Annotated in this window: 21 protein-coding genes, 3 tRNA genes and 1 pseudogene; 8 read left to right on the top strand and 17 right to left on the bottom strand. The window is 59.4% G+C overall.

The genetic code is table 11. The annotated features are described in order from the left end of the window. Nucleotides 1-9: 9 nt before the first annotated feature. The 6 genes and pseudogenes from HU218_RS10485 to HU218_RS10460 form a co-directional block, all read right to left on the bottom strand. The gene (locus tag HU218_RS10485) at nucleotides 10-600 is read right to left on the bottom strand and encodes a hypothetical protein (RefSeq protein ID WP_174874896.1); all 591 of its coding nucleotides are present in this window, start codon (nucleotides 598-600) and stop codon (nucleotides 10-12) included. Continuing rightward, nucleotides 597-1,406, bottom strand: coding sequence for a TIGR04255 family protein (locus HU218_RS10480; RefSeq protein ID WP_174874895.1), 810 nt, complete (start codon nucleotides 1,404-1,406; stop codon nucleotides 597-599). The genes HU218_RS10485 and HU218_RS10480 overlap by 4 nt, the downstream gene beginning before the upstream one ends. A gap of 71 nt (nucleotides 1,407-1,477) precedes the next feature. Beyond that, nucleotides 1,478-1,978 carry a 3'-5' exoribonuclease gene (locus tag HU218_RS10475; protein WP_174874894.1) on the bottom strand — a complete coding sequence of 167 codons (501 nt, stop codon included), beginning with the start codon at nucleotides 1,976-1,978 and terminating at the stop codon, nucleotides 1,478-1,480. Nucleotides 1,979-2,115: 137 nt separating this feature from the next. After that, nucleotides 2,116-3,984, bottom strand: coding sequence for a hypothetical protein (locus HU218_RS10470; RefSeq protein ID WP_174874893.1), 1,869 nt, complete (start codon nucleotides 3,982-3,984; stop codon nucleotides 2,116-2,118). Nucleotides 3,985-4,071: 87 nt separating this feature from the next. Then, nucleotides 4,072-4,920 (bottom strand): annotated as a pseudogene (locus HU218_RS10465) (YifB family Mg chelatase-like AAA ATPase); the annotation flags it as partial. Between the two features lie 12 nt (nucleotides 4,921-4,932). Further along, nucleotides 4,933-5,217, bottom strand: coding sequence for an accessory factor UbiK family protein (locus HU218_RS10460; protein ID WP_174874892.1), 285 nt, complete (start codon nucleotides 5,215-5,217; stop codon nucleotides 4,933-4,935). Between the two features lie 258 nt (nucleotides 5,218-5,475). On the opposite strand from HU218_RS10460, the gene glnK reads away from it, so the two are divergent. Together glnK and HU218_RS10450 are read left to right on the top strand one after the other, a co-directional pair. Then, nucleotides 5,476-5,814, top strand: coding sequence for a P-II family nitrogen regulator (gene glnK, locus HU218_RS10455; protein ID WP_174874891.1), 339 nt, complete (start codon nucleotides 5,476-5,478; stop codon nucleotides 5,812-5,814). A 92-nt stretch (nucleotides 5,815-5,906) separates the two neighbouring features. Continuing rightward, nucleotides 5,907-7,154: an ammonium transporter gene (locus HU218_RS10450; protein ID WP_281357157.1), complete on the top strand. Its 1,248-nt coding sequence runs from the start codon at nucleotides 5,907-5,909 to the stop codon at nucleotides 7,152-7,154. A 187-nt stretch (nucleotides 7,155-7,341) separates the two neighbouring features. Here the strand turns inward: HU218_RS10450 and ychF are convergent, their stop codons facing one another. The 9 genes from ychF to HU218_RS10405 all read right to left on the bottom strand — a co-directional run bounded on the left by ychF (nucleotide 7,342) and on the right by HU218_RS10405 (nucleotide 14,000). Further along, entirely contained in the window at nucleotides 7,342-8,433 is a 1,092-nt protein-coding gene (gene ychF, locus HU218_RS10445; protein ID WP_174874889.1) for a redox-regulated ATPase YchF, read from the bottom strand. A 117-nt stretch (nucleotides 8,434-8,550) separates the two neighbouring features. Further along, nucleotides 8,551-9,129 (bottom strand): aminoacyl-tRNA hydrolase, encoded by a 579-nt coding sequence (pth, locus tag HU218_RS10440; RefSeq protein ID WP_174874888.1) that lies wholly within the window; start codon nucleotides 9,127-9,129, stop codon nucleotides 8,551-8,553. Between the two features lie 86 nt (nucleotides 9,130-9,215). Continuing rightward, nucleotides 9,216-9,503 carry a 50S ribosomal protein L25 gene (gene rplY / locus HU218_RS10435; RefSeq protein ID WP_174874887.1) on the bottom strand — a complete coding sequence of 96 codons (288 nt, stop codon included), beginning with the start codon at nucleotides 9,501-9,503 and terminating at the stop codon, nucleotides 9,216-9,218. Between the two features lie 61 nt (nucleotides 9,504-9,564). Further along, complete coding sequence (locus HU218_RS10430; protein WP_174874886.1) at nucleotides 9,565-10,548, bottom strand: ribose-phosphate pyrophosphokinase; 984 nt, start codon at nucleotides 10,546-10,548, stop codon at nucleotides 9,565-9,567. An 85-nt stretch (nucleotides 10,549-10,633) separates the two neighbouring features. Continuing rightward, nucleotides 10,634-10,710: transfer RNA gene (locus HU218_RS10425), tRNA-Gln, on the bottom strand. A gap of 25 nt (nucleotides 10,711-10,735) precedes the next feature. Then, nucleotides 10,736-10,812, bottom strand: a tRNA-Gln gene (locus HU218_RS10420). A 7-nt stretch (nucleotides 10,813-10,819) separates the two neighbouring features. Beyond that, the gene (gene ispE / locus HU218_RS10415; protein ID WP_174874885.1) at nucleotides 10,820-11,674 is read right to left on the bottom strand and encodes a 4-(cytidine 5'-diphospho)-2-C-methyl-D-erythritol kinase; all 855 of its coding nucleotides are present in this window, start codon (nucleotides 11,672-11,674) and stop codon (nucleotides 10,820-10,822) included. Then, nucleotides 11,671-12,246 carry a lipoprotein insertase outer membrane protein LolB gene (gene lolB / locus HU218_RS10410; protein ID WP_174874884.1) on the bottom strand — a complete coding sequence of 192 codons (576 nt, stop codon included), beginning with the start codon at nucleotides 12,244-12,246 and terminating at the stop codon, nucleotides 11,671-11,673. Before lolB ends, ispE begins: the two co-directional genes overlap by 4 nt. Then, nucleotides 12,243-14,000 (bottom strand): tetratricopeptide repeat protein, encoded by a 1,758-nt coding sequence (locus HU218_RS10405; RefSeq protein WP_174874883.1) that lies wholly within the window; start codon nucleotides 13,998-14,000, stop codon nucleotides 12,243-12,245. The genes lolB and HU218_RS10405 overlap by 4 nt, the downstream gene beginning before the upstream one ends. Nucleotides 14,001-14,071: 71 nt before the next feature. Here HU218_RS10405 and mutM point away from each other — a divergent pair, with 71 nt between their 5' ends. The 3 genes from mutM (at nucleotide 14,072) to HU218_RS10390 (ending at nucleotide 17,182) form a co-directional block, all read left to right on the top strand. After that, the gene (gene mutM / locus HU218_RS10400) at nucleotides 14,072-14,887 is read left to right on the top strand and encodes a bifunctional DNA-formamidopyrimidine glycosylase/DNA-(apurinic or apyrimidinic site) lyase (RefSeq protein ID WP_174874882.1); all 816 of its coding nucleotides are present in this window, start codon (nucleotides 14,072-14,074) and stop codon (nucleotides 14,885-14,887) included. Nucleotides 14,888-14,945: 58 nt separating this feature from the next. Continuing rightward, nucleotides 14,946-15,713 (top strand): lysophospholipid acyltransferase family protein, encoded by a 768-nt coding sequence (locus tag HU218_RS10395; RefSeq protein ID WP_174874881.1) that lies wholly within the window; start codon nucleotides 14,946-14,948, stop codon nucleotides 15,711-15,713. 143 nt (nucleotides 15,714-15,856) lie between these two features. Further along, nucleotides 15,857-17,182: a dicarboxylate/amino acid:cation symporter gene (locus tag HU218_RS10390; protein ID WP_174874880.1), complete on the top strand. Its 1,326-nt coding sequence runs from the start codon at nucleotides 15,857-15,859 to the stop codon at nucleotides 17,180-17,182. A gap of 86 nt (nucleotides 17,183-17,268) precedes the next feature. Here HU218_RS10390 and HU218_RS10385 read toward each other — a convergent pair whose 3' ends face one another. Beyond that, on the bottom strand, nucleotides 17,269-18,090 hold the full coding sequence (locus HU218_RS10385; RefSeq protein ID WP_174874879.1) for a symmetrical bis(5'-nucleosyl)-tetraphosphatase: 822 nt from the start codon (nucleotides 18,088-18,090) through the stop codon (nucleotides 17,269-17,271). A 152-nt stretch (nucleotides 18,091-18,242) separates the two neighbouring features. On the opposite strand from HU218_RS10385, the gene rep reads away from it, so the two are divergent. Next, complete coding sequence (rep, locus tag HU218_RS10380) at nucleotides 18,243-20,264, top strand: DNA helicase Rep (RefSeq protein ID WP_174874878.1); 2,022 nt, start codon at nucleotides 18,243-18,245, stop codon at nucleotides 20,262-20,264. 108 nt (nucleotides 20,265-20,372) lie between these two features. On the opposite strand, the gene HU218_RS10375 is transcribed toward rep, so the two are convergent. Then, the gene (locus tag HU218_RS10375; protein ID WP_174874877.1) at nucleotides 20,373-21,110 is read right to left on the bottom strand and encodes a c-type cytochrome; all 738 of its coding nucleotides are present in this window, start codon (nucleotides 21,108-21,110) and stop codon (nucleotides 20,373-20,375) included. A gap of 154 nt (nucleotides 21,111-21,264) precedes the next feature. Between HU218_RS10375 and HU218_RS10370 the strand changes: the two genes are divergently transcribed. Together HU218_RS10370 and HU218_RS10365 are read left to right on the top strand one after the other, a co-directional pair. Next, nucleotides 21,265-21,341, top strand: a tRNA-Arg gene (locus tag HU218_RS10370). 551 nt (nucleotides 21,342-21,892) lie between these two features. Continuing rightward, on the top strand, nucleotides 21,893-22,774 hold the full coding sequence (locus HU218_RS10365; RefSeq protein WP_174874876.1) for an NUDIX hydrolase: 882 nt from the start codon (nucleotides 21,893-21,895) through the stop codon (nucleotides 22,772-22,774). Nucleotides 22,775-23,037: the final 263 nt, after the last annotated feature.

Below are 23,037 nucleotides of genomic sequence, written 5' to 3'. Positions count from 1 at the left end.
GGGCAGCCTCTATCGTGTGGGAATAGCCATTAATACTGGATCAGGTACCTTTTCTCCATCGAATAAAATATCATCAAAATATTCTGCATCTTTCGTCTTAGCATTCCTAACCAAATGCAAGCGCCAATCATCGACGACCAGTATGGTTACGGTCTGCGGCCCTTCCCACGCGACAACAAGCCCACCCTCCCCATCTGGGGCAATTTTAGGAATTACCGTACCTTCAGGAAGAACCTTTAGGAACGCCATTGCTGATTTAGCCGTATCGACAGTAATCTTTCCCTCATTACCAACCGTTCTAGTGAAGCCTTCTTTTTCAAAGCGTTGAATCAGCCCAAGTAGCAACTCTTTCTCTTTATGCCTCAAAAAAGCATCACGATTTGCAGCTTTGCCTGGCATAACAGCCACATCGGGAAGAGACTGCTCGGTTAAGGTAATTCTTTCCCGCTTACCAATTTGGTAAGAATTAGACTTGTTTTCCTTCCACTGCCACTTTAGCTCCACCACCTGATTACCCATAAGACAATTACTGCTTGCATCTGCTGTCGTTGATACCGCATCAGGCAAGGGCGAAAACGCTGTTATGGGGCTATCGTTCATGACGTTCTCCGCCAGCCGTGATCATCATGCAAAATTGGATTTGTTATATCGGCAAAGCCGCGAGTAATCCAATCATGGGCCATATTAAACCAGCAGGACCTTCCCAATTCAGTTGTGTCAGAGGAGATACCTCGCGCAGTTAAATCCAATCTTATTATTTTTTCCATTGATGGCTGCTGACTTTGCGCGGACTGCATAGCAACATGCAATCTCCCTTGATCATTAGGGAATGAATAAACACTCGTCCAACCAATTGCATCTGGAGGCGGCAAAAACCGATCCACCTCTACCTTTCTTATATGATCAACAAAAAGAGCATCCAACCCGACCCTATCCAATCCATTTCCTTGACCGATATGATTTACGTATGTCAATTCATACTGACGATATGCGAGAGACCCAACCCCAACAGAAGAGCAAAATTCAACAAAGCGCGCTAAGCAATCTTCAAAGCGCTTAATTACAACTTGGTAACTTGGGTAAGCATCATCATCTGATATCCGTTTCCAGTTGAATAAGAACCGGTCTTGTTGAACCTGAATTAAGGTACGGCCATCCTCACTTGCCATCCAAGTTCGCCTCAAGGGTGGTAATTCGCTTAACTCGAAACTAGCAACAGTTACCGGCCCAGACTCCTCTAAGACAGGGAGCAGAGGAGGAGCATCCTCTGTAATAGGGAAATCATTTCGGACCGACTCCCAGAACGCACCAATATGAGCAGTCTGGATAGTCGATTGCGATGAAAACAAAACACCACAAACGACTTCCACTATTGGAGGATTCTCGAATTTGACAGGTTTGTCCATAGTTTCATCGACTAAGAATGTTAGAGGAATACTTAACCCTACTGACTGTTCAGCACACTCGTGTGCAAAGCCTAGTAGGCTTCCAATTTTCCACGTCGGCGTTGATCCATCCAGGCCAACCAGCCCGCCCGATGGGCATGCGCATCATGCAAGGCATGGTGCCAGGGATGTGTCTTCGTGTGGTACTGTGTCACAGCCCTGTCAAAGACCCCGGTGTCAATCAACGGTCGCAGATCGAACCATCCGCTCAGGTTATTCGGCCATTCCCCCTCCAGCGCATTTGCCAGCAGATCCCGATCATGCTGTGAATCACAGGCAATCGTCACGCTGCGCGGGAGCGTGGCAAACCAAGCACGCAACCTGGCTTGCACCTCTACCTTGCGCACGATGGCCTCCTCGATGCGGCCAAGCTGCGACCAAACGGCGGACTGGACGAAGGCGTTGCACTTCGAACGGTCAAAGTCCTGCACCTCCAGGTACAGTTCGTGCCTGCCGTCCTCGCCAACCATGCCGATGCTGATCAGCTCGCAATCGATGAAGTCCGTGAACTCGGTGTCTAAAAAGATCAGCATCGGTATTTCCAGGTTTGGTTCTCCTCCGATCAAACCGGCAGCTACTACAGAATGCCTTCCTATATGATAGATGGGAAACCTATGATTTGCTGCCTCCTGCATTAGGCCAATCAAGCAGACCTACATGAGTCACCGAGTCACAGCTCACAGTGCCGCAGCACCAACGCTACTATCCTCGCACTGATGTCTTCCACGCTGTTGGCACCATGGCCGTGCAGTGTGGCGTCGCGTACAACTCCCTCGACTTCACATGTAGTTGGCCATGTCTTTTTTACTACGGTTTGCACCAAGATCTTGTCAAACAAGTCTTCATCAATCCGGCTATAGTTTTCAGTCCTGATCAACGCGATGGGCAACTCTTCCATGTATGGAGACTGCTCTTTCGTCGGGTTTAGGCGCAGTCGCCGCTGGGCCTCCAACAAATATACAAACTGACCCTCCCCAACCGTAAGCTGGGCGCAAACTAGCCGTCTACGCACGTATTGGTCATCATCCATAAACGAGAACTGCCTCAGCTGCGTAGTACGCTTCTCACAAGGCACGCATGGAAACAGGGAAAACCGGGCATGTCCGCTATCCTCCCTGTGTACACCTGCAGATCCTACCTGCACAGTGCTCAGCCTCCACTCAGGTCTGGTCGTAGCCAGCACCGCAAGAGCACTGAGAAATGACTCTAAGTCTGCAGTGACCGGAGAAGGGCGGAGGCTCTTATCTTGGATCCCTAGGCGAGAAGAAGTAGTTTGTGCATAGGTGGGATCACCTGTGCTGTGGTTCGGCATAGTGTCTTGTGAGCGCCATCCGCCCGCGCCAGATTGATGCGTATTCGCTCGCAGTTTCTCACGAACAATCTCAACCCCTTGCAAACCTATGAAGGTTCGAGAAGCATCATTGAGCACAGCTTTCTCTGTCCCAGATACAGGAGCCTCTGTGCTTACACTGTGACCAATTTCGCTATTAGAGCTAGCATGTAGTCTGCCCCCCGGAAAAGCAGTTGGAGCATCCGGGCCAGCAGACTCGCCACCAGGACCGACCTCTTCGCAGTAACTGATGCCTCGGAAAGGAAATGGGCCGGAACAACTCAAAATTCGATGAACGAGAAACGCTCGCTGATATCCCGGCAGTTTCCAAAATGACCCTGCCACTTCTAATGTCGTCTGTCCCTTGAACGGGAACAGGGTGCGCGGATATGAAATGGAAGTGGCCCCTGCGGAGTTCAAATGCTCAACGGCAGCTAGCTTAGCAGGGCGCCGGATACCACTCATAGCGTCCCAGCCACCATCAAATAGGATACGGGCCAACACAGGCACATCCTCACGGGAAAAACCGAGCCGGTAAACAAAACGCACCACATCTGACTCTAGCTCATGGACAGGGCCTTCATGCACCATATTGAAGACTTTTTCAGACAGTCCATCGTAGCCAAAATCGCCCTCGAAGATCATCTTGGCCATCTTCTCTGATGTCGCATAGTAAAAGCGAATCAATTCGAGTTCAGGTATGAGCACTGCAGCCGGCTTGGAGCGGCCTTCCAGAACAATCTCCCCATACAGCCTCTTAAGGCCAGCAGACAACGGTGTAGGACCATCCCCTCCAGATTGTACAAACCTCCGGTTCACCGGTTCAAAACGCAACCAAGGCTCAATGCTCGTCAATGAAGTTTCGGAAACAGCACCTGAGGCGGCTGGATCAAACCTTAGACGCAGAACCTGATCTGGACGCGACAATGCACGGTTTGCCTCACCACCGAGAAAAGTTTGTCCAAGGTATAGCGTCGGCAAGAATCCGACTGCCAAGCCTGCCCTAAATTGGCTAGAAAAATCGCGCTTAATGCTTGGCTGCCCATTAGCATCGGGCAATCCGGGCTCAAATGGAGTGAAAAAGCATTCGATCAGCGGGTTTGAGGGGTCGCCAAAATTTGGGTAAACACCTCCAAACCATTCGAGACGGTAGTGCTTAGCAGGCTCAGCAATTTCCTTAAACGGCTTGAGAGAGGGAAGGTAGGGCATCTAGCCCCCACGAGATTTCACTGGTCGCAAATAGCGGCCATTGATCGCAGAAAGCAATCCCAAGTCGCAAATAGCACTGACTTTTACACCGCCGCCGACCAGCGCCACCGCCGAAGCGGTATGGTGAGGGTGCCGGTAGGGACGCTGCCCCCAGTTGGCCGCAACAAAACCACCACCGGCCAGCGAATGCACGGCGGCACTTTCCAGCGCCTCGCTATGCGCCATCGGTGGCAGCAAGCCGGGCAAGCGTGCGGCCAACATCGACTTGCCGGTGCCGGGAGGGCCTTGCAGCAACAGGCTATGCCCGCCGGCAGCTGCCACTTCCAGCGCCAGCTTGGCCGCCCCCTGCCCGCGCACATCCAGCAAATCCGGATACGAGGCTGCCGGCGCCGGCTCGACAACCGGCTGGCAACGAGGCAAGGTCGTCAAACCGGCCAGATGAGCACAAACCTCGGCCAGGGTATCGGCGGCCAGAATTTCAACGCCCTGCACCAGGGCCGCCTCTTGCGCACTAATGCGGGGCAGGATGAATTTACGGCCACTATTCCGCGCTGCCGCCACCATGGCCAGCGCGCCTCGAACCGGGCGTAGCGCGCCATTCAGCGCCAGTTCGCCAGCCAGTTCATAACCTGTCAGCACATCGGGCGGCAATTGGCCGGCAGCCGCCAGCAGCGCGACGGCGATCGGCAGATCGAAGCGGCCGGACTCCTTGGGCAAATCGGCGGGCGCCAGATTGACGGTGATACGCCGGGCAGGGAAATCGAATCCGGATTGCAATAAAGCCGCACGTACCCGCTCGCGGCTTTCCTTGACTTCAGTATCCGGCAGGCCAACCAGGGTGAATGCCGGCAACCCGTTTGCCAGATGTACCTCTACCGCCACTTCCGGAGCATGCACCCCGGCCAGCGCGCGGCTAAGGCAAATGGCAAGCGACATGATCGGCCTTGATCAGTCTTGCGCTGCTGCGGGCGCATCACCCGCAGCGTCAGCCTCGCCACCGTGCAGCGCGGCTTCCAGCTGCTGCAGGCGGGCTTCCATCGCGGTCAGCTGTGCGCGGGTCTGCGCCAATACCTCTTGCTGGATATCGAATTCTTCGCGCGTCACCAGATCCATGCGCGTAAAGGTAGCGGCCATCATGGCCTTGATATTCTTCTCCAGATCCTTGGCCGGGCTGGCGGCAATGGTTTCGCTGATCTTGTTGCTGATCTCATCAAACAGTTTCTGGCTGAGCATGGCGTGACCTTGACTTTGTCATGAAGGGTAAGGTTTGAGTTTAGCAAAAAGCCCCTGCTACTGCACAAAGCCGGCATGCACCAATGCAGCGCAGCCCCGGCTACGCAAATGGTGCAGACCACCCCTACAAGACCCAGCAATGCACCAAAACAAAGTAGCCAATTGAAATTAAAGGAAAATTAATTCTGGCACGGTTCGTGCATAGACGACTCCGTCTCTCCAACCAAGCAGCCATCCGGCATTTATCGAGGAGTCGCCATGAAACTGGTCAGTGCAATCATCAAGCCGTTCAAGCTTGACGAAGTGCGTGAAGCACTTTCTGCCATCGGTGTGCAGGGCATCACCGTTACCGAAGTCAAAGGGTTTGGCCGTCAGAAAGGCCACACCGAGCTCTACCGCGGCGCGGAGTATGTTGTGGACTTCCTGCCCAAGGTAAAACTGGAAATCGCCATCGCCAATGAACTGCTGGACCAGGTGGTCGAGGCAATCGAGAACGCCGCCCGTACCGGCAAGATCGGCGACGGCAAGGTTTTCGTATTCGATCTGGAACAGGTTGTCCGCATCCGTACCGGTGAAACCGGTGCCGATGCCGTCTAAACCAGTACAACACGAGCGATAGAGGGATCATGTATATGAACAAGAAACTGCTTGCTGCTGCCGGCGCCGGTGCGCTGGCCTCCCTGCCGGCCATGGCAGACGGCACTGCCAACCTGGTTGCCGCGTCCACCATCAGCGCCGGTGATACCGCCTGGATGATGACCTCCACTGCACTGGTGCTGTTCATGACCATTCCGGGTCTGGCACTGTTCTATGCCGGCATGGTGCGCAAGAAAAACGTACTGGCCACCCTGATGCAAAGCTTTGCCATCTGCGCGGCAATGACTGTGCTGTGGACCATTATCGGCTACAGCCTGGCCTTCAGCCCGGGCAACAGCGTAATCGGCGGCCTCGACCGTGTGCTGCTGGACGGCATGCTGTACCTGAAGGATGCCGGCAAGCTGACCGTACACCCGCTGGCGAGCACCATTCCGGAAGGCGTGTTCATGATGTTCCAGATGACCTTCGCCATCATTACTCCGGCTCTGATCACCGGCGCCTTTGCCGAACGCATGAAGTTCTCCTCCATGCTGGTCTTCATGGTGCTGTGGTCGCTGGTGGTCTACGCACCGGTTGCACACTGGGTGTGGGCGCCGGGCGGCTGGATGGCCGACAAGGGCGTGCTGGACTTTGCCGGTGGTACCGTAGTGCACATCAACGCCGGTGTTGCCGGTCTGGTAGCGGCACTGGTGCTGGGCAAGCGTGTCGGCTTCGGCAAGGAAGCCATGCCACCGCATAACCTGGTACTGACGCTGGTTGGCGCTTCCATGCTGTGGGTAGGCTGGTTCGGCTTCAACGCCGGCTCCGCCGTCGCCGCCGATGGCCGTGCCGCCATGGCCATGGTTGCCACCCAGGTAGCTACCGGCATCGCCGCACTGGGCTGGATGGCTGCAGAATGGATCGCCAAAGGCAAACCGTCGGTACTGGGCATCGTGTCCGGTGCGGTTGCTGGTCTGGTTGCCATTACCCCGGCCGCTGGTTTTGTTGATGCCAAGGGCGCACTGGTCATCGGCCTGGTAGCCGGGGTGGTGTGCTACTGGAGCGCCACCAGCCTGAAACACATGCTGAAATACGATGACTCGCTGGACGCCTTCGGCGTGCATGGTATCGGCGGTATCATCGGCGCCCTGCTGACCGGTGTATTTGCGGTAAAAGACATCGGCGGCGTGGAAGGCAGCCTGATGACCCAGGCCATCGGCGTTGGCGCCACCGCCATCTACTGCGGCATCGTCACCTTCGTGCTGCTGAAGATTGTCGATGCAGTAATGGGCCTGCGTGTCAGCGAAGAAGAAGAACGCGAAGGTCTGGACGTGGTCCTGCACGGCGAGCGCGTGGAATAACCCTTCCGCTCTCCAGCACAATGCGGCCAACCTGCGGGTTGGCCGTTTTTGTTTTGAGCGCGGCAGCTGCAAGCATCCGCGGCCCGCGCCGCCCTAGGGCGATCGACCCCCTATCGCGCGACAGACATGCAAACACCCCGCAGCAAGGCCTTGCGGCCCGGCGGCGGGGTGTTGTCGGTGGTGATGCTTAAACGTTGAACAGGAAGTTCAGTACGTCACCATCCTGCACCACGTAATCCTTGCCTTCGGCGCGCATCTTGCCGGCTTCCTTGGCCTTGGCTTCGCCACCCAGGGCAACGAAGTCATCAAAGGCGATGGTCTGGGCACGGATGAAACCGCGCTCGAAGTCGGTGTGGATCACACCGGCCGCCTTCGGTGCGGTATCGCCCTTGTGGATGGTCCAGGCGCGCACTTCCTTCACCCCGGCGGTGAAGTAGGTTTGCAGCCCCAGCAGGTCGTAACCGGCACGGATCAGACGGTTCAGGCCCGGCTCTTCCAGCCCCATGGAGGACAGGAACTCGGCCTTGTCGTCATCGTCCAGCTCGGCGATTTCGCTTTCGATGGCGGCACACAGCGCCACCACCGGCGCGCCTTCGGCAGCAGCCAGCGCCTTCAGACGGTCGAGGTGGGCGTTGTTTTCGAAGCCGTCTTCGGCCACGTTGGCCACATACATCGCCGGCTTGATGGTCAGCAGGCACAGCGGCTTGAGCGCGGCGATTTCTTCTTCGTCCAGCTTCAGCGCGCGTGCCGGCTTGCCTTCGTTCAGGTGCGGCAGCAGTTTTTCCAGCACCGGTACCAGCTTCTGCGCTTCCTTGTCGCCAGCCTTGGCTTTCTTGCCGTCACGGGCCAGAGCCTTTTCCACGGTGGTCAAGTCGGCCAGCGCCAGCTCGGTACCGATGGTTTCGATGTCGGCGATCGGATCGACCTTGCCGGCCACATGCACGATGTTGCCGTCTTCGAAGCAGCGCACCACGTTAACGATGGCGTCGGTCTCGCGGATATTGGCCAGGAACTGGTTGCCCAGGCCCTCGCCCTTGGAGGCGCCCGCCACCAGGCCAGCGATGTCGACGAACTCGACGATGGCCGGCTGGATTTTCTGCGGGTTGATGATCTTGGCCAGTTCGGCCAGGCGATGATCCGGCACTTCCACGATGCCGACGTTCGGCTCAATGGTGCAGAACGGGTAGTTGGCCGCTTCGATGCCAGCCTTGGTCAGCGCATTGAACAGGGTGGATTTGCCGACGTTGGGCAAGCCGACGATACCGCACTTCAGACTCATGATCATTCCTCGAAAATATTCGGCCCGCCCCGCGGGGCATGGCAGCAAGGCAGCGATTTTAACACTTCGGCTGCCTGAATTTTGTGCAATGTTGCGGCCAACGTTGGCCGCAGCCCATTACTTTGCGGCGGTGTGCAGCGTCTTCATCGCCGCGGCCATATTGCCGGCCAGCACTTCCGGCATCACCTGCAGCGACTTGGCCAGCGCATCGTCGATGGCCTGCTGCTCTTCGGCACGCGCCTTCTTCAACACGAAGTTGGCCACTTCGTTGCGATCGCCCGGGTGGCCGATGCCGAGCCGCAAGCGCCAGAAATTGGGGCTGCCCAGCCGGGCAATAATGTCTTTCAGGCCATTGTGGCCACCGTGGCCACCGCCCTGCTTCAGGCGGGCGGTACCCGGCTGCAGATCCAGCTCGTCATGCACCACCAGAATCTCTTCCGGCGCGATCTTGTAGAAGCGCGCCAGCGCGGCGACTGCCTGACCGGACAGGTTCATATAAGTCATCGGCTTGAGCAGCCAGACATCGCCAGCGGCCAACGTGGCACGCGCAGCCTCGCCGAAGAATTTGCCCTCGGCATGCAGCTTGGCCTTGTGTTGCCAGGCCAGCTCGTCCACCAGCCAGAAACCGGCGTTGTGCCGGGTCTTTTCGTATTCCGGACCGGGGTTGCCCAGCCCGACTACCAGACGGATCGTCATGGGTGTCGTTCCAATGAAAAACCCGCTGCCAGGTAACCGGTCAGCGGGTCTGTCACCACTCTGTCAGACAGAGCGGCACGCATGCATTACGCGCGAGCGAAGTCCAGATGCAGAACCAGCTGCTTGAACGGGTGCAGTTGGAAGTCGGCAACTTTTACCAGCTCCTTCTGACCGTCGATCACCAGCTCGATGGTTTCCTTGTGGAAAGCTTCGTTCTTCAGTGCGTAGTAAATGGTGTTGTGGTCCAGGGTGATGGATACGGCTTCTTTACCTGCACCGTAAACAACAGCCGGGGTTTGGCCAGCGCGACGCAGGCGGCGGCTCGCACCAGTACCTTCCAGTTCGCGCTTGGCAGCGATCAGTTCGATTGCCATTGAGTATTACTCCAGTTTCATTGAAAGTCGCCCGCCCCGCCGCGACCAGCGGGGCCGACGTTTACGGCAGGACAGCGCCTGCCGAAACCAGCTCTTCGTTGAAGAGATAGGACACCGACTCTTCGTTATTGATGCGACGAAGCGTCTCGGCGATCAGGCCGGCGATGGATACCACGCGGATGCGGCTGCTCTGTTTGGCGGCGGCCGACAGCGGGATGGTATCGGTGATCACCACCTGGTCGATGTCCGAATTATTGATGCGGTCTACCGCCTGGCCGGAGAACACGGCATGGGAGGCGTAGGCCAGTACACGCTCGGCACCACGCTCTTTCAGCGCAGAAGCAGCCTTGCACAGGGTGTTCGCAGTGTCGATCATGTCATCGATGATCAGACAGGTACGGCCTTCGATATCACCGATGATGTTCATCACCTCCGCCACGTTGGCCTTCGGGCGACGCTTGTCGATGATGGCGAGGTCGGTATTCAGCGCCTTGGCCACGGCACGGGCACGCACCACACCGCCAACGTCCGGGCTGACCACGATCAGATCGTCAATACGCTGCGAACGGATGTCTTTCAGCAGTACCGGGGTGGCGTAGACGTTGTCCACCGGCATGTCGAAGAAACCCTGGATCTGGTCGGCATGCAGGTCAACGGTCAGCACGCGGTCGATACCGGCGCTGGTCAACATGTTGGCCACCAGCTTGGCGGTAATCGGTACACGGGCGGAACGCGGACGACGATCCTGGCGGGCATAACCGAAGTACGGAATCGCCGCGGTGATACGACCGGCGGAAGCGCGCTTGAGCGCGTCGGCCATGGTCAGGATTTCCATCAGGTTATCGTTGGTCGGAGCACAGGTCGGCTGCAGGATGAACACGTCGCGACCGCGCACGTTCTCCAGCAATTCCACTGCCACTTCACCATCGCTGAACTTGCCCACATCGGCACGGCCGAGGGAAATATCGAGGTGCTTGACCACGTTTTGTGCAAGTTCCGGATTTGCGGTACCGGTGAAGACCATCAAACTGTCGTAAGCCGCCATAACTCTATGCCTTGGATCGGGAGATAAAGAAAAAGCGTGTAAGGGAAACTTACACGCTTTTTTTCTTACTTCACTGCTGGAAGTTTGGCTGAGGAGGAAGGATTCGAACCTTCGAATGCCGGAATCAAAATCCGGTGCCTTAACCAACTTGGCGACTCCCCAGTATTCTTTCAGTCATGCAGAGATTTGGCTGAGGAGGAAGGATTCGAACCTTCGAATGCCGGAATCAAAATCCGGTGCCTTAACCAACTTGGCGACTCCCCAGTATCCTTTATGCTTCCCCGTCGTACAGCGGATGCGTCGCTAACCCCTTGGCAACAAATCCGACCATATCTTTCGACAAGGACTGGAATACTGATTTTGCTTGATCTTCACTGGCCAGCTCCAGAAACACGCATGCTCCCGAACCTGTCATCAGCGGCGAACCGTACTCACTCAGTCGATTCAATGCTTCATTTACCGCTGGATACATTTCTGTCACGATCGACTGCAAATCGTTTTGTTTTTGCGTCGCATCGAACAGGCTTCGCATTATGGAGAACCGGATCTCGCCTGTCAACAGCTTTTGCGAAAAGCGCTGGAAAACAGGCCCGGTCGGCACCGACACTGGTGGTTTGCATACCACATACCAGGCTTCAGGCAGGTCGATCGCCTCCAGCTGTTCGCCGATGCCACGGGCACGGGCATTGCGGCCGAAGATGAATACCGGCACATCGGCGCCCAACTGCACACCCAGCGCCATCAAAGTCTGGCGCGACAAGCCGCAACCCCACAGCGTGTTGAGCGCCAGCAGCACGGTGGCGGCATCCGAGGAACCACCACCCAGTCCGCCGCCCATCGGGATACGCTTGGTTACCCGCAAGCTGGCACCCAGCCGGCAGCCGCTGGCCTGCTGCAGCAAACGCGCGGCACGTACCGTCAGGTCATGCTCCGGATCAACGCCGGCTAGCGGCGTCTCCAGCACGATACGGCCATCGTCGCGCACGGCGATGTCGATATCGTCACCGAAATCGATAAAACGGAAATCGCTGTCCAGCAGATGGTAACCATCGGCACGCTTGCCGGTAATCAACAGCGTCAGATTGAGCTTGGCGGGCGCGAAAAAACGGTGAAATTGCAGATTCATGGCAGTATCGGAGTTAAAGCATTACTGGCACGCCATTCGGAAAACACCAGCCGGATGGTCAGCCCCTCGCGTTCCAGTTCCAGCCGGCGGGGCTGGCTGGTGGTCGCGTCTTTCAGATTACGGATCAGCCACCCCTGCTGCTGCAAACGGCCATCGGCAGACTGTTCGCTCGGGATGCCGGGCGCAGCCAGACCGCGCGCCCACCAGGCCAGATTGGAAAGTGGCAGCGGCCAACCCAGCGTGGCCTCGGTGAGGGTCTCGACATCCGCCGCCCGCCGCTCCTGTCCATCCGCGACCAGCACCACACCACCGGCATCACGGGACAGACTGGCCACGGTGGTGCCGATGGGCGTTTTGACATTCAGCTGATCACTGCCGGGACTGTGTTGCCAGTCAAAGTTCGCGACATGGCCCTTGCCCTGGTAACTCACCGCCAGACGGCCACTGACGCTGAACGGGCTATCGACAACGTTGGCCGCCACCACCGGCATCGGCTCGGCAACTTCGCTGGTGGTGGCACAGGCGGCCAGCAACAGCACGCTGCCGGTTAGCAGCCAGCGAGACAGACTCATGGTTTCAGGCGATCCAGCGTTTCCTTCAACACCGGATTATCCGGCGCACCCTTGCCGGCCTCGCCCCACACCTGGCGCGCCTCGTCCTTGCGGCCAAGCGCCCACAGCACTTCGCCCAGATGCGCCCCCACCTCGGCATCCGGCATTTTGCCGTAGGATGCCTTCAGTTGTTGCAGCGCCTCGGCCAGATGCCCCTGCTTGAACAGCACCCAGCCCAGGCTGTCCTGGATCATGGCGTTGTCCGGCTCAGCCTTCAGCGCCTGTTCGATATAGCCCTGCGCTTCCTTGAGCTTTACGCCGCGGTTGGTCATCACGTAGCCCAGCGCATTCAGGCTCTGGGCATCGCCCGGCTTCTGTCGCACCACGTTACGCAAATCCTCTTCTGCCTCTGCCGAGCGGCCCAACTGGTCCAGCAGCAAGGCACGCTCGTACAGCAGATCGGCCTGGTCTGTTTCCTGCGCCAGCGCCCCATTGAGAATCTTCAAGGCGGCATCATACTGTCGGGCTTCGCGCGCCAGCATCGACTGCGCCTGGATTACGCGCAGCCAGTTTTCCGGATCGGCAGACAGCTCGTTGAGGCTGTCGATAGCCTGCTGCCACTGGCCATCCAGCAGCTGCAACTGGGCGGCACGAACGCGGGCCGGCAGCAGGTTGTCGCCATCATCCACCAGCAGATACCAGCGTCGCGCTTCAGCCGGCTGTTTCTGCTCGTCGGCCAGTTGGCCGAGGGTGTAGCGCAAGGTGTTCGGATCACTGTAACCGGCCGCCAGCGCCGCCTCCAGCTGCTTGCGCGCCAGCGCAAAGTTGCCGGTCTGGTAGGCCAGCAGGCCATGCAGGTGCAGCAGCTCGGCATTGCCTGCGAAACGTCCCTGTACGCTGCGCACATACGCCTCGGCCTCGGCAAAACGCTTCTCGCCGGCCAGCAGGCGAACGTAGCTGGTATTCATGTCGATACTGGATTGCGGCCGGCGCTCTAGCTCGCGCTTGAGGAAGCTGATGGCGCCGGCGGCAGACTGGTGACGCAGGCGATCGACCTGCCACATCACCGGCAAGTCCCATTGCGGCGCGATATGCGCCAGGCGAGCGAACTCGGCATCCACCGTCGGCTGGTCATTGGCCTCTGCCGCCACCGCGATCAGCGCAAAGCGCGCCTCCGGCAGTTCCGGATAACGTGCGGCCAACTCGCTGACTAGTTGTTCGGCGCCCTGTTTGTCGGTCTGCCGCGCCGACAGCCGTGCCAGTTGCACGAACATGGCGGCCGCGCGCTGCGGCTGGCGGCTAAGCAGCCCGTCGATCAGCGGACGGCTTTCAACCAGCTTGCCCGAGCGCAGCAACGAGATAATCAGCTGCTCGCGCGCCGTTTCCGCTTCCGGGTCCAGCTCCAGCCACAGGCTCAGTGCCGCACTGGCACTTTGCAGCTGGCCGGCGTACAGCGCGAATTCGGCGGCGCGGCGGGCGATGCGCGGGTCGCGGGTGTCGCGGGCCAGCGCGATATAGGTCTCTGCCGACTGGGCGGCGGCACCGCGCTGCGCCGCCAGCTCGCCGGCCAGCAGGCCATAGAACCACTCCGGTCGCAGTTGCTGGTGCGGGATGGCCGGATTGTCCTCGTCACGCGGCGGCGGCGCGCTCTCGGCGGCACTGGCCTCGACCGCCCCCGCCGCCGGCACCGCGGCCGCAGCAGACGGTTGCAAACTGGCGCAGGCAGACAGCGCCAGCGGCGTGATCACGGCAAACAGACGGAGCAGAGCGTTCATGCACAGAACCTGTATTCATCACAGGCGGGGAGAATACCACGCCCTTAACGTTAATCATGCCAACTCCCGCCATGCCCGAACTGCCAGAAGTCGAAACCACGCGCCGCGGTATCGCGCCACAACTGGAAGGCGCCACCGTGCGACAGGTGATCGTGCGTGACGCCCGCCTGCGCTGGCCGATTCCGCCGGAGCTGGCGGCCAACCTTGCCGGACGTCGGGTGCGCAGCGTCAGCCGCCGCGCCAAATACCTGCTGGTGGACTTCGAGCACGGCACGCTGCTGCTGCACCTGGGCATGTCCGGCAGCCTGCGCTTCGTCGCGCCGGGCACCCCACCGGAAAAGCATGACCATGTAGACATCGAGCTGGGGCAAACGGTTCTGCGCTATCGCGATCCGCGCAGATTTGGTGCCATGCTGTGGCAGCAGGGACCGGCCGAGGCGCATCCGCTGCTGGCCAGCCTGGGGCCGGAACCGCTGTCTGACGCCTTCGATGGCGGCGTACTGTTTGCCGCCAGCCGTCGCAAGGGCAGCGCCATCAAGCTGCTGATCATGGATAACCATGTGGTCGTGGGGGTGGGCAATATCTACGCCAACGAGTCACTGTTCTACGCCGGCATTCATCCGGCGCGCGCGGCCAACTCGCTCAGTCGCGAGGAGTGCGACCGGTTGGCCGCAGAGATCAAGGCGGTGCTGGCCCGCGCTATCGAGGCCGGCGGCAGCACGCTGCGCGACTTCATGGACGCCAGCGGCAAGCCCGGCTACTTCCAGCAAAGCTACAAGGTCTACGGTCGCCGCGAGCTGCCGTGCCACGATTGCGGCACGCTGATCCTGGAAATCCGCCAGGGGCAGCGCAGCACCTGCTTCTGCCCGCACTGCCAGCCGCTGTAAAACGGCTGCCACCTAATCACGTTACACTGCCATTAACTGTCCGCGAACCGTCATTACCGTGCACCAGACCACTTCCCTGCCTATCCGCCTGCTCCGCCTTGGCCGCCTTGCCCTGCACTTGTGCCACGGCGTCATCACCATTGCCCGGCTGTATCCGCGGCTGTCGCAGCCGGAGAAAGCCGTCATCACCCAGCGCTGGTCGCAACAGCTGCTGCACATCCTGGCCATCAAGGTGAAAGTGCATGGTGCCGCGCCGGCTGCCATCTACCCGCCGCATACGCTGGTGGTGGCCAACCATGTGTCGTGGCTGGATATCTTTGCGCTCAACAGCGTCACCGTGTCGCGCTTCGTGGCCAAGAAAGAACTGCGCGACTGGCCGGTGGCCGGCTTCCTGATCAAGAGCGCCGGCACGCTGTTCATCGACCGCAGCAATCGCCGCGATGCCAGCCGCGTCAACCAGCAGCTGGCCAGCGCACTGCATGACGGCGACTGCATGGCGGTGTTTCCGGAAGCCACCACCTCGGACGGCACCGGCCTGCTGCCTTTCAAGCCGTCACTGTTCGAGGCGGCGCGGCTGGCCGGCGCCAGCGTGCAGCCGGTGGCGATCCGCTACGTGTCACCCGGTGGACATTACTGCGCCACCGCCGCCTATGCCGGTGATACCAGCTTCGGCCAGAGCCTGTGGGCGATCCTGTCCACCCGCGCCATGGTGGTGGAGCTGAGCTACACCGCGCCGCTGCCCGCCGCCGACGCCAGCCGCTTCGCGCTGTCCGACGGCTCGCGCCAGGCCATCGCCGCCGCACTCGGCCTTTCCGCCGACGCCTGAGCCGGCACGCCGCATGCGGGTTTTCCGCAATGCGGCTTTCCCCAATCGGGAAATTCCCAATTTTGCGCTCTCCCCTCGCCGCGCATGATCGCGCCAAGCGAGCAAGACAAGGCAGCCCGACTGCCCAATACACGGAGAGCGCTATGTCAGCCAAAAAAATCCATCACAGCCTGTATTTCCAGGTGGTCGTTGCCATCATTCTCGGCATCGCCGTCGGCCATTTCATGCCGGAATTCGGCGCCAAACTCAAACCGCTGGGCGACGCCTTCATCCGTCTGGTGAAGATGATGATCGCCCCGATCATCTTCTGCACCATCGTGGTCGGCATTGCCGGTATGGAAGACATGAAGAAGGTTGGCCGCGTCGGCGGCAAGGCGCTGCTGTACTTTGAAATCGTCACCACGCTGGCACTGGCCATCGGCCTGGTAGTGGTCAACGTACTCAAGCCGGGTGCCGGCATGAACGTCGATCCGGCCACGCTGGATACCGGCGCCATCGCCAAGTTCACCGAGAAGGCGGCGGACCAGAGCACCGTCGACTTCCTGATGCACATCATCCCGAACAGCGTGGTCGGCGCCTTTGCCGATGGCGAGATCCTGCAGGTGCTGCTGTTCTCGGTTCTGTTCGGCGCCGGCCTGTCGCTGATGGGCCAGTCCGGCAAACCGGTACTGAACTTCTTCGAGAAGGTGTCGCACGTGCTGTTCGCGGTCATCGGCTTCATCATGAAGCTGGCCCCGATCGGCGCCTTCGGCGCCATGGCCTTCACCATCGGCAAATACGGCGTGGGCAGCCTGACCCAGCTGGCGGCACTGATGGGCAGCTTCTACCTGACCTGCGTGCTGTTCGTCGGTCTGGTACTGGGCTCCATCGCCCGCGCCAGCGGCTTCAGCGTGTGGAAGCTGATCAAGTACATCAAGGAAGAATTGCTGATCGTGCTCGGCACCTCGTCGTCCGAATCGGCACTGCCGCGCCTTATGACCAAGCTGGAACAACTGGGCTGTGCCAAGCCGGTGGTCGGCCTGGTGGTACCGACCGGTTACTCCTTCAACCTCGACGGCACTTCGATCTACCTGACCATGGCCGCGATCTTCATCGCCCAGGCCTGCAATATCGACCTGAGCCTGACCCAGGAGCTGACCATCATCGGCGTGCTGCTGCTGACCTCCAAGGGCGCCGCCGGCGTGACCGGTTCCGGCTTCGTCACCCTGGCCGCCACGTTGGCCGTGGTGCCGGATATTCCGGTAGCCGGCCTGGCGCTGATCCTGGGCATCGACCGTTTCATGTCCGAAGCCCGCGCGCTGACCAACCTGATCGGCAATGCTGTCGCCACCGTGGTCGTCGCCAAATGGGAGAAATCGCTGGATACCGCCCAGCTGCAGCGCGAGCTGGCCAACCCGACCCCGATCGCCAGCATCATCCCGGCCCAGGCACCGCACCTGGCCACCGAGGTAGCAGAAGAACTGCGCTAAACCGGTATGCCGGCAAGCCAAAGCCCCGCTCAGCGAGCGGGGCTTTTTCCTTGGCGACAAGGTTGGCCGCTTGCTGCGGCCAACCTTTATTTCATTACTTCACGGTAAGCCTGGCACGGCAGCGAGAACACTTCGCGATCTTCCAGCCGCACTGCGGTCAGGCTGCCGCCCCACAGGCAACCGCTGTCGATGGCCAGCACGTCCTCCGTCAGCATCAGCCCCAGCGCCGACCAGTGGCCACAGACGATGGGGGTATCCACACTGCGGCGGTTGGCCGCCTCAAACCACGGGATCAGGTTCTCCGGCGCGCCGTCCAGCTCGCCCTTGTAAGCCAGGTCCAGCTCGCCGTCGCGGGTGATGAAGCGCATGCGCGTCATCACGTTGACGATCATGCGCAACCGGTCCATGCCCTTGAGGTCATCCTGCCAGCGGGTGGGCTTGTTGCCGTACAGCTTGGAAAAGAAAGTGCGGTGGTGCTTGCCGGACAACTCGTCCTCGACTTCCTCTGCCAGCCGCAGCGCTTTCTTGACGCTCCACTCCGGCAGCAGGCCGGCATGCACCATGGCAAACCCCTGCTCGTAGATCATCAGCGGCTGGCAGCGCAGCCATTCCAGCAGCACCTTGGCATCGCCGGCATCCAGCACCGACTGGATGGTATCGTCGGCATGCACCTTGCCGTAGCCTTCGGCCACCGCCAGCAGGTGCAGATCATGATTGCCCAACACCGTCTGCACGCTGTCCTGGTGCTCGAATACCCAACGCAGGGTCTGCAGCGATTCCGGGCCGCGGTTGACGAGATCCCCGGTCAGCCACAAGGTGTCGCGGCCGGGGTTGAATTCGATCTGGCGCAACAGCGCCATGAAGGGGGTAAAACAGCCCTGCAAATCACCAATCGCATAGGTGGCCATATTGTTTTCCTGTCAGTCATTGCGGCCAACCTTGGCCTGAGCCGTGCCGCCAAAGAATGATACTGGATTGCCCGCCCCGCCGTCGCGCGCATGGCCTCCCCCGCCTGCTGGCACTACAATGCGCGCTAACCATGAAAGATTGACGACAGCCCATGTCCCTTGCCTTACTCAACCCGCAGCAACGCGCCGCCATCCAGTCGCTGGACGGCCCGCTGCTGGTGCTCGCCGGTGCCGGCTCCGGCAAGACGCGGGTGATCACGCAGAAGATCGCCTACATGATCCGCGAGGCGAACTTCGACGCCCGCAATATCGCCGCCATCACCTTTACCAACAAGGCGGCGCGCGAAATGCTGGAGCGCGTCGGCAAGCTGATGGACAGCCGCGAGCTGAAGGGCATCACCGTGTCCACCTTCCACTCGCTGGGCATGCAGTTTCTGCGCCAGGAAGCGCCGCACCTCGGCTACAAGACGCAGTTTTCCATTCTGGACAGCTATGATGCCGCCAAGATCATCGCCGACATCCTGAAGTCCACCCACAAGGACGAGGTACGCAAGGTGCAGAGCCGCATCTCGCTGTGGAAGAACGACCTGCTCGGCCCGGATGCCGCGCTGCTGGCGGCGGCGGACGAATTCGACCGCGTGGCCGCCACCACCTATATCGCCTACCAGACCACGCTGACCGCCTACCAGGCGCTGGACTTCGACGACCTGATCCGCCTGCCGGTGGAGCTGTTGCGCAGCAATGCCGAGGTGCTGCAGAAGTGGCAGCACAAGCTGCGCTATCTGCTGATCGACGAATACCAGGACACCAACACCTGCCAGTACCAGCTGGTGAAGCTGCTGACCGGCGAGCGCGGCATGTTTACCGCGGTGGGCGATGACGACCAGTCCATCTATGCCTGGCGCGGCGCCAATATGGAAAACCTGCGCCTGCTGCAGCACGACTTCCCGCGACTGAAGGTGATCAAGCTGGAGCAGAACTACCGCTCCACCGCGCGTATTCTGCGTGCGGCCAACTCGGTAATCGCCAACAACCCCAAGCTGTTCGAAAAGCAGCTGTGGAGCGAGCTGGGGCTGGGCGAGCAGATCCATGCCGTAATGTGCAAGGACGAGGAACACGAGGCCGAGGTGGTGGTGCAACGGCTGCTGGCGCACAAGTTCGAGCATCGCACCGAGTTCAAGGACTACGCCATCCTCTACCGCGGCAACTACCAGTCGCGGGTATTCGAGCAGGCCATGCGCAACCAGCGCATCCCCTACCAGATGGCCGGCGGGCAGAGTTTCTACGACAAGCCGGAAATCAAGGATGTGCTGGCCTACCTGCGCCTGTTGTGCAATCCGGACGATGATCCGGCCTTCATCCGCGCGCTGACCACGCCCAAGCGCGGAGTCGGCGCCGGTACGCTGGAAAAGCTGGGCAGCTGGGCCGGGCAGCGCAACTGCAGCCTGTTTGCCGCCGCGCACGAGGAAGGCTTCCAGCTGCAAGTCAACGCCGCCCAGCTGGCACCGCTTACCGACTTCTGCCGCTTCATCAACAGCCTGACCTACCGCGCCCTGCGCGAAGCGCCGGGCGAACTGGTGATGGAAATGCTCAAAGCCATCGGCTATGAGGCATGGCTATACGATAGCGAGGACAGTCCCAAGGCGGCGGAGAGCAAGTGGAAAAACGTGTTCGAGCTGGTGGCCTGGCTGCAGCGCAAGGGCGAGCAGGATGGCAAGAACCTGCTGGAGCTGACCCAGACCATCGCGCTGATCACCATGCTGGAAGGCCGCGACGAAGGCGAGGTGGACGCGGTACACATGTCCACCTTGCATGCCTCCAAGGGGCTGGAGTACCCGCACGTATTCCTGGTTGGCTGCGAGGAAGGCATCCTGCCGCACAGCGAATCGGTCGATAACGGCATGGTGGAAGAAGAACGTCGCCTGATGTATGTCGGCATCACCCGAGCCCAGCGCAGCCTGACACTGACCTACTGCGTGAAACGCCGTCGCGGGGGAGAATGGCTGTTTGTGGAGCCATCACGTTTCATCGCCGAAATCAGCGGCGACGACCTGCGCCATTTCGGCAAGAAAGGCGCCGAGCCCATTGTCAGCAAGAACGAGGGCAAGAGCCGGCTGGCAGGACTGATGGCCACCCTGGACAGCAAGGTACAGAAAGGTGGCGACGCCTCGTAGGCCCGGTCCTGCCCGGCGTTGCGGCCAACGTTGGCCGCAGATTTAAAATCCTGGGGACCAAAACAAAAACGCCGCGAAGATTCGCGGCGTTCTGGATTTGACTTCGGCTTACTTGGCGGCGTTGGTCAGGTATTCGACAGCGGCCTTGAATTCGGCATCGGAACCGGTGAACCCACCCTTAGGCGGCATGGCATTCAGACCCTTGGTAGCAATCTTCAGCACTTCGTCCAGACCCGGCTGCAAACGCGGAGCCCAGGCGGCCTTGTCGCCAAACTTCGGGGCACCAGCGGCACCGGAGCCATGACAGGCAACGCACACGCTTTCATAGATTTTCTTGCCGACCACAGCAGGATCCAAGGCAGCACCGGCTTCGGCACCACCGACCGGCGGTTCGGTGAACTTGCCGCCACCGGCATTGCCCATATAGGCAACCGCACGCTTAACTTCGTCATCGGTCAGGTCAGCTGCGCCCCCTTTGGCCGGCATGGCATTGAAGCCATGCAGGGCGTGATCGACCAGCATATCCCAGCCCTTGGCAACACGTGGCCCCCACGCGCCGGCATCACCAAACTTCGGCGAACCCGCCAGGCCAGCGCCGTGACAGGTAATACAGATCGCCTTGAATACCTGCTCGCCGGTTTTCATGCCCGGAGGGGCATCGCTGGCAACAGATTCGCCAGCCGGTTTCAGGCGGGCCGCAACAGCCTCCTTGGTCATCACTTCCGCATTGACGTCGAAGCCGCTGGTTGCCAACTTGGCCAGCAGATAGATCGCTACCACTACCAACACGACAACACCCAGCAGAATGCCGACTATCTGACTCGGGGCTTTGGTTTCGTTGCTCATTCCAGCCTCACCTGATGAATAATAATGACATTGCAAATAGGGAAATTATACGCAAAGGCTATTTGCGAGGCAAAACGCAGCTGATGCAAGTTTGCGCCAACGCAATGGATACTGGACGCAATGATGCGCATAAGCTATATTGCCGCCTCGGCTTGTACCCGTAGCTCAGTTGGATAGAGTGTCAGCCTCCGAAGCTGAAGGTCGCTGGTTCGATTCCAGTCGGGTACGCCACCATCTCACGCCTTGCGGTCTACACGCAAGGCGTTTGTCTTTTCCGCCTGACGATTCCGGACCCTGCATGTTTTTGCGGTACCGCAGTTGCGTAGTCAGCGTATTGCCGCGCCTCCTTGCACTCTGGATGGCAACGAACCGCGGCCTCAACTGGCCGGTTCCCGGTGCATGCTCTCGCGTGTGATGTAGCCCCACCCTCTCATCTTTGCCGAATTCCAGCGGCAGCAGTCTTAATTTTGGCCTCATATGCTTGCCGACATGGATATGTCGGCTAGTGCGACAGGATAAGCCCGATAAATATCGTTTCAGACAAGCGCTACGGGCTGGATTAACTAATGTCGGACAATCCGATCACAAATGGCCTAATTCACTTGCTACCGCATTACGTCACCATAAACCACAACGGCTATTTCGCTACACCTTTGCATGTCTTACACGCAACAGTGCCATCACAATAATTCACAAAATACCGTTAAACCTAGCCCGGTCATCCACCCAATGCCATTTTGTCCGTAAGATGTCGCCTTCGTTGAATACACGATGGGCAAATCATGCAAGTGCGAGCAGTCGCCGAAGCTTTAAAGCAGATGATCGAGTACGACAAAACCGGTTTTGTGCCACTCTATGTCGCAGGCGAGCAGCTGGGCTATGTCAACCAGCAGTGGCTACAGCGGCTGCATAGCGACTTCCCGACGCTTTTCCACTACGAGCAAGGAGCACTGCATGCCCTCCGCAGCGCGGATGATTTCGCCAGCCGCAGTCAATTGCTTGCCGCAGCCGCTAACGCATGGCGTGATGCCGGATGGCTCAATGGCTGGCGCAATGAAAAATTCATGGCCTACTTCCAGGATGGCACCCCCTGTTTCGAAATGGAACGTGCCGCCTTCCGTCCACTAGGCCTGACCAGCCGTGCTGTTCACCTTAACGGTCTGACTCGCATGCCTGATGGCGAAATCCACATGTGGATAGGCAAGCGCAGCCCGTTCAAGGATGTGGCACCCAATCGACTTGATAATCTCATGGGTGGCGGAATTGCCGCTGGTGAAACCTTGCAGATCGCACTGGAGCGTGAAGGCTGGGAAGAGGCCGGCATTCCGGCCTCCAAGCTGGAATTACTGCCGCCACAATCACTGCTATTTGCCGAGCGACCGGTTATCCGTGGTCTGCACCGCGAGTGGCTGCATGTTTTTGACGTGTGGCTTAACCAGAACGAGATTCCGGTAAATCAGGATGGCGAAGTTGAGGCGCACATCCTGATGCCCTTGGCGGAGGTCGAACAACACATTATCAATGGTCAATTCATGAGCGACGCCGCCCTGGTTTGCATTGACTGCCTGTCACGTCTGGGCTACTGGCAAGATGATGAACTTCAAGTAACAGAAGTGTTAAACCACATACGCTACCCTGCCGGAGCAGACGTAGCGATACGCTAGTGCCAACCCTATAAACACCAAAGCCCGCGTATGCGGGCTTTCTGTTTGGCGGTAAGGGTAGGTGGCGGCCAACGTTGGCCGCAGCGTTCGGGGAGGATGTCGTCAGCACAGGATGAGCGGCGTCTCGCGGGCGGCCGCTTTCCCCACTCCAAAGCACAAAGCCCAGCTTGATCTCTCAAGCTGGGCTTCTTGTGGGGGAGTCTGGCGGTGTCCTACTTTCACACAGGTATCTGCACTATCATCGGCGCTGAGGCGTTTCACGG

It is taken from the genome of Vogesella oryzae, from assembly GCF_902829295.1.
Classification (GTDB): Bacteria; Pseudomonadota; Gammaproteobacteria; order Burkholderiales; family Chromobacteriaceae; genus Vogesella; species Vogesella oryzae.
Note: the sequence above shows the minus strand (reverse complement) of the source record. Positions and strands in the feature narration are given on the sequence as shown.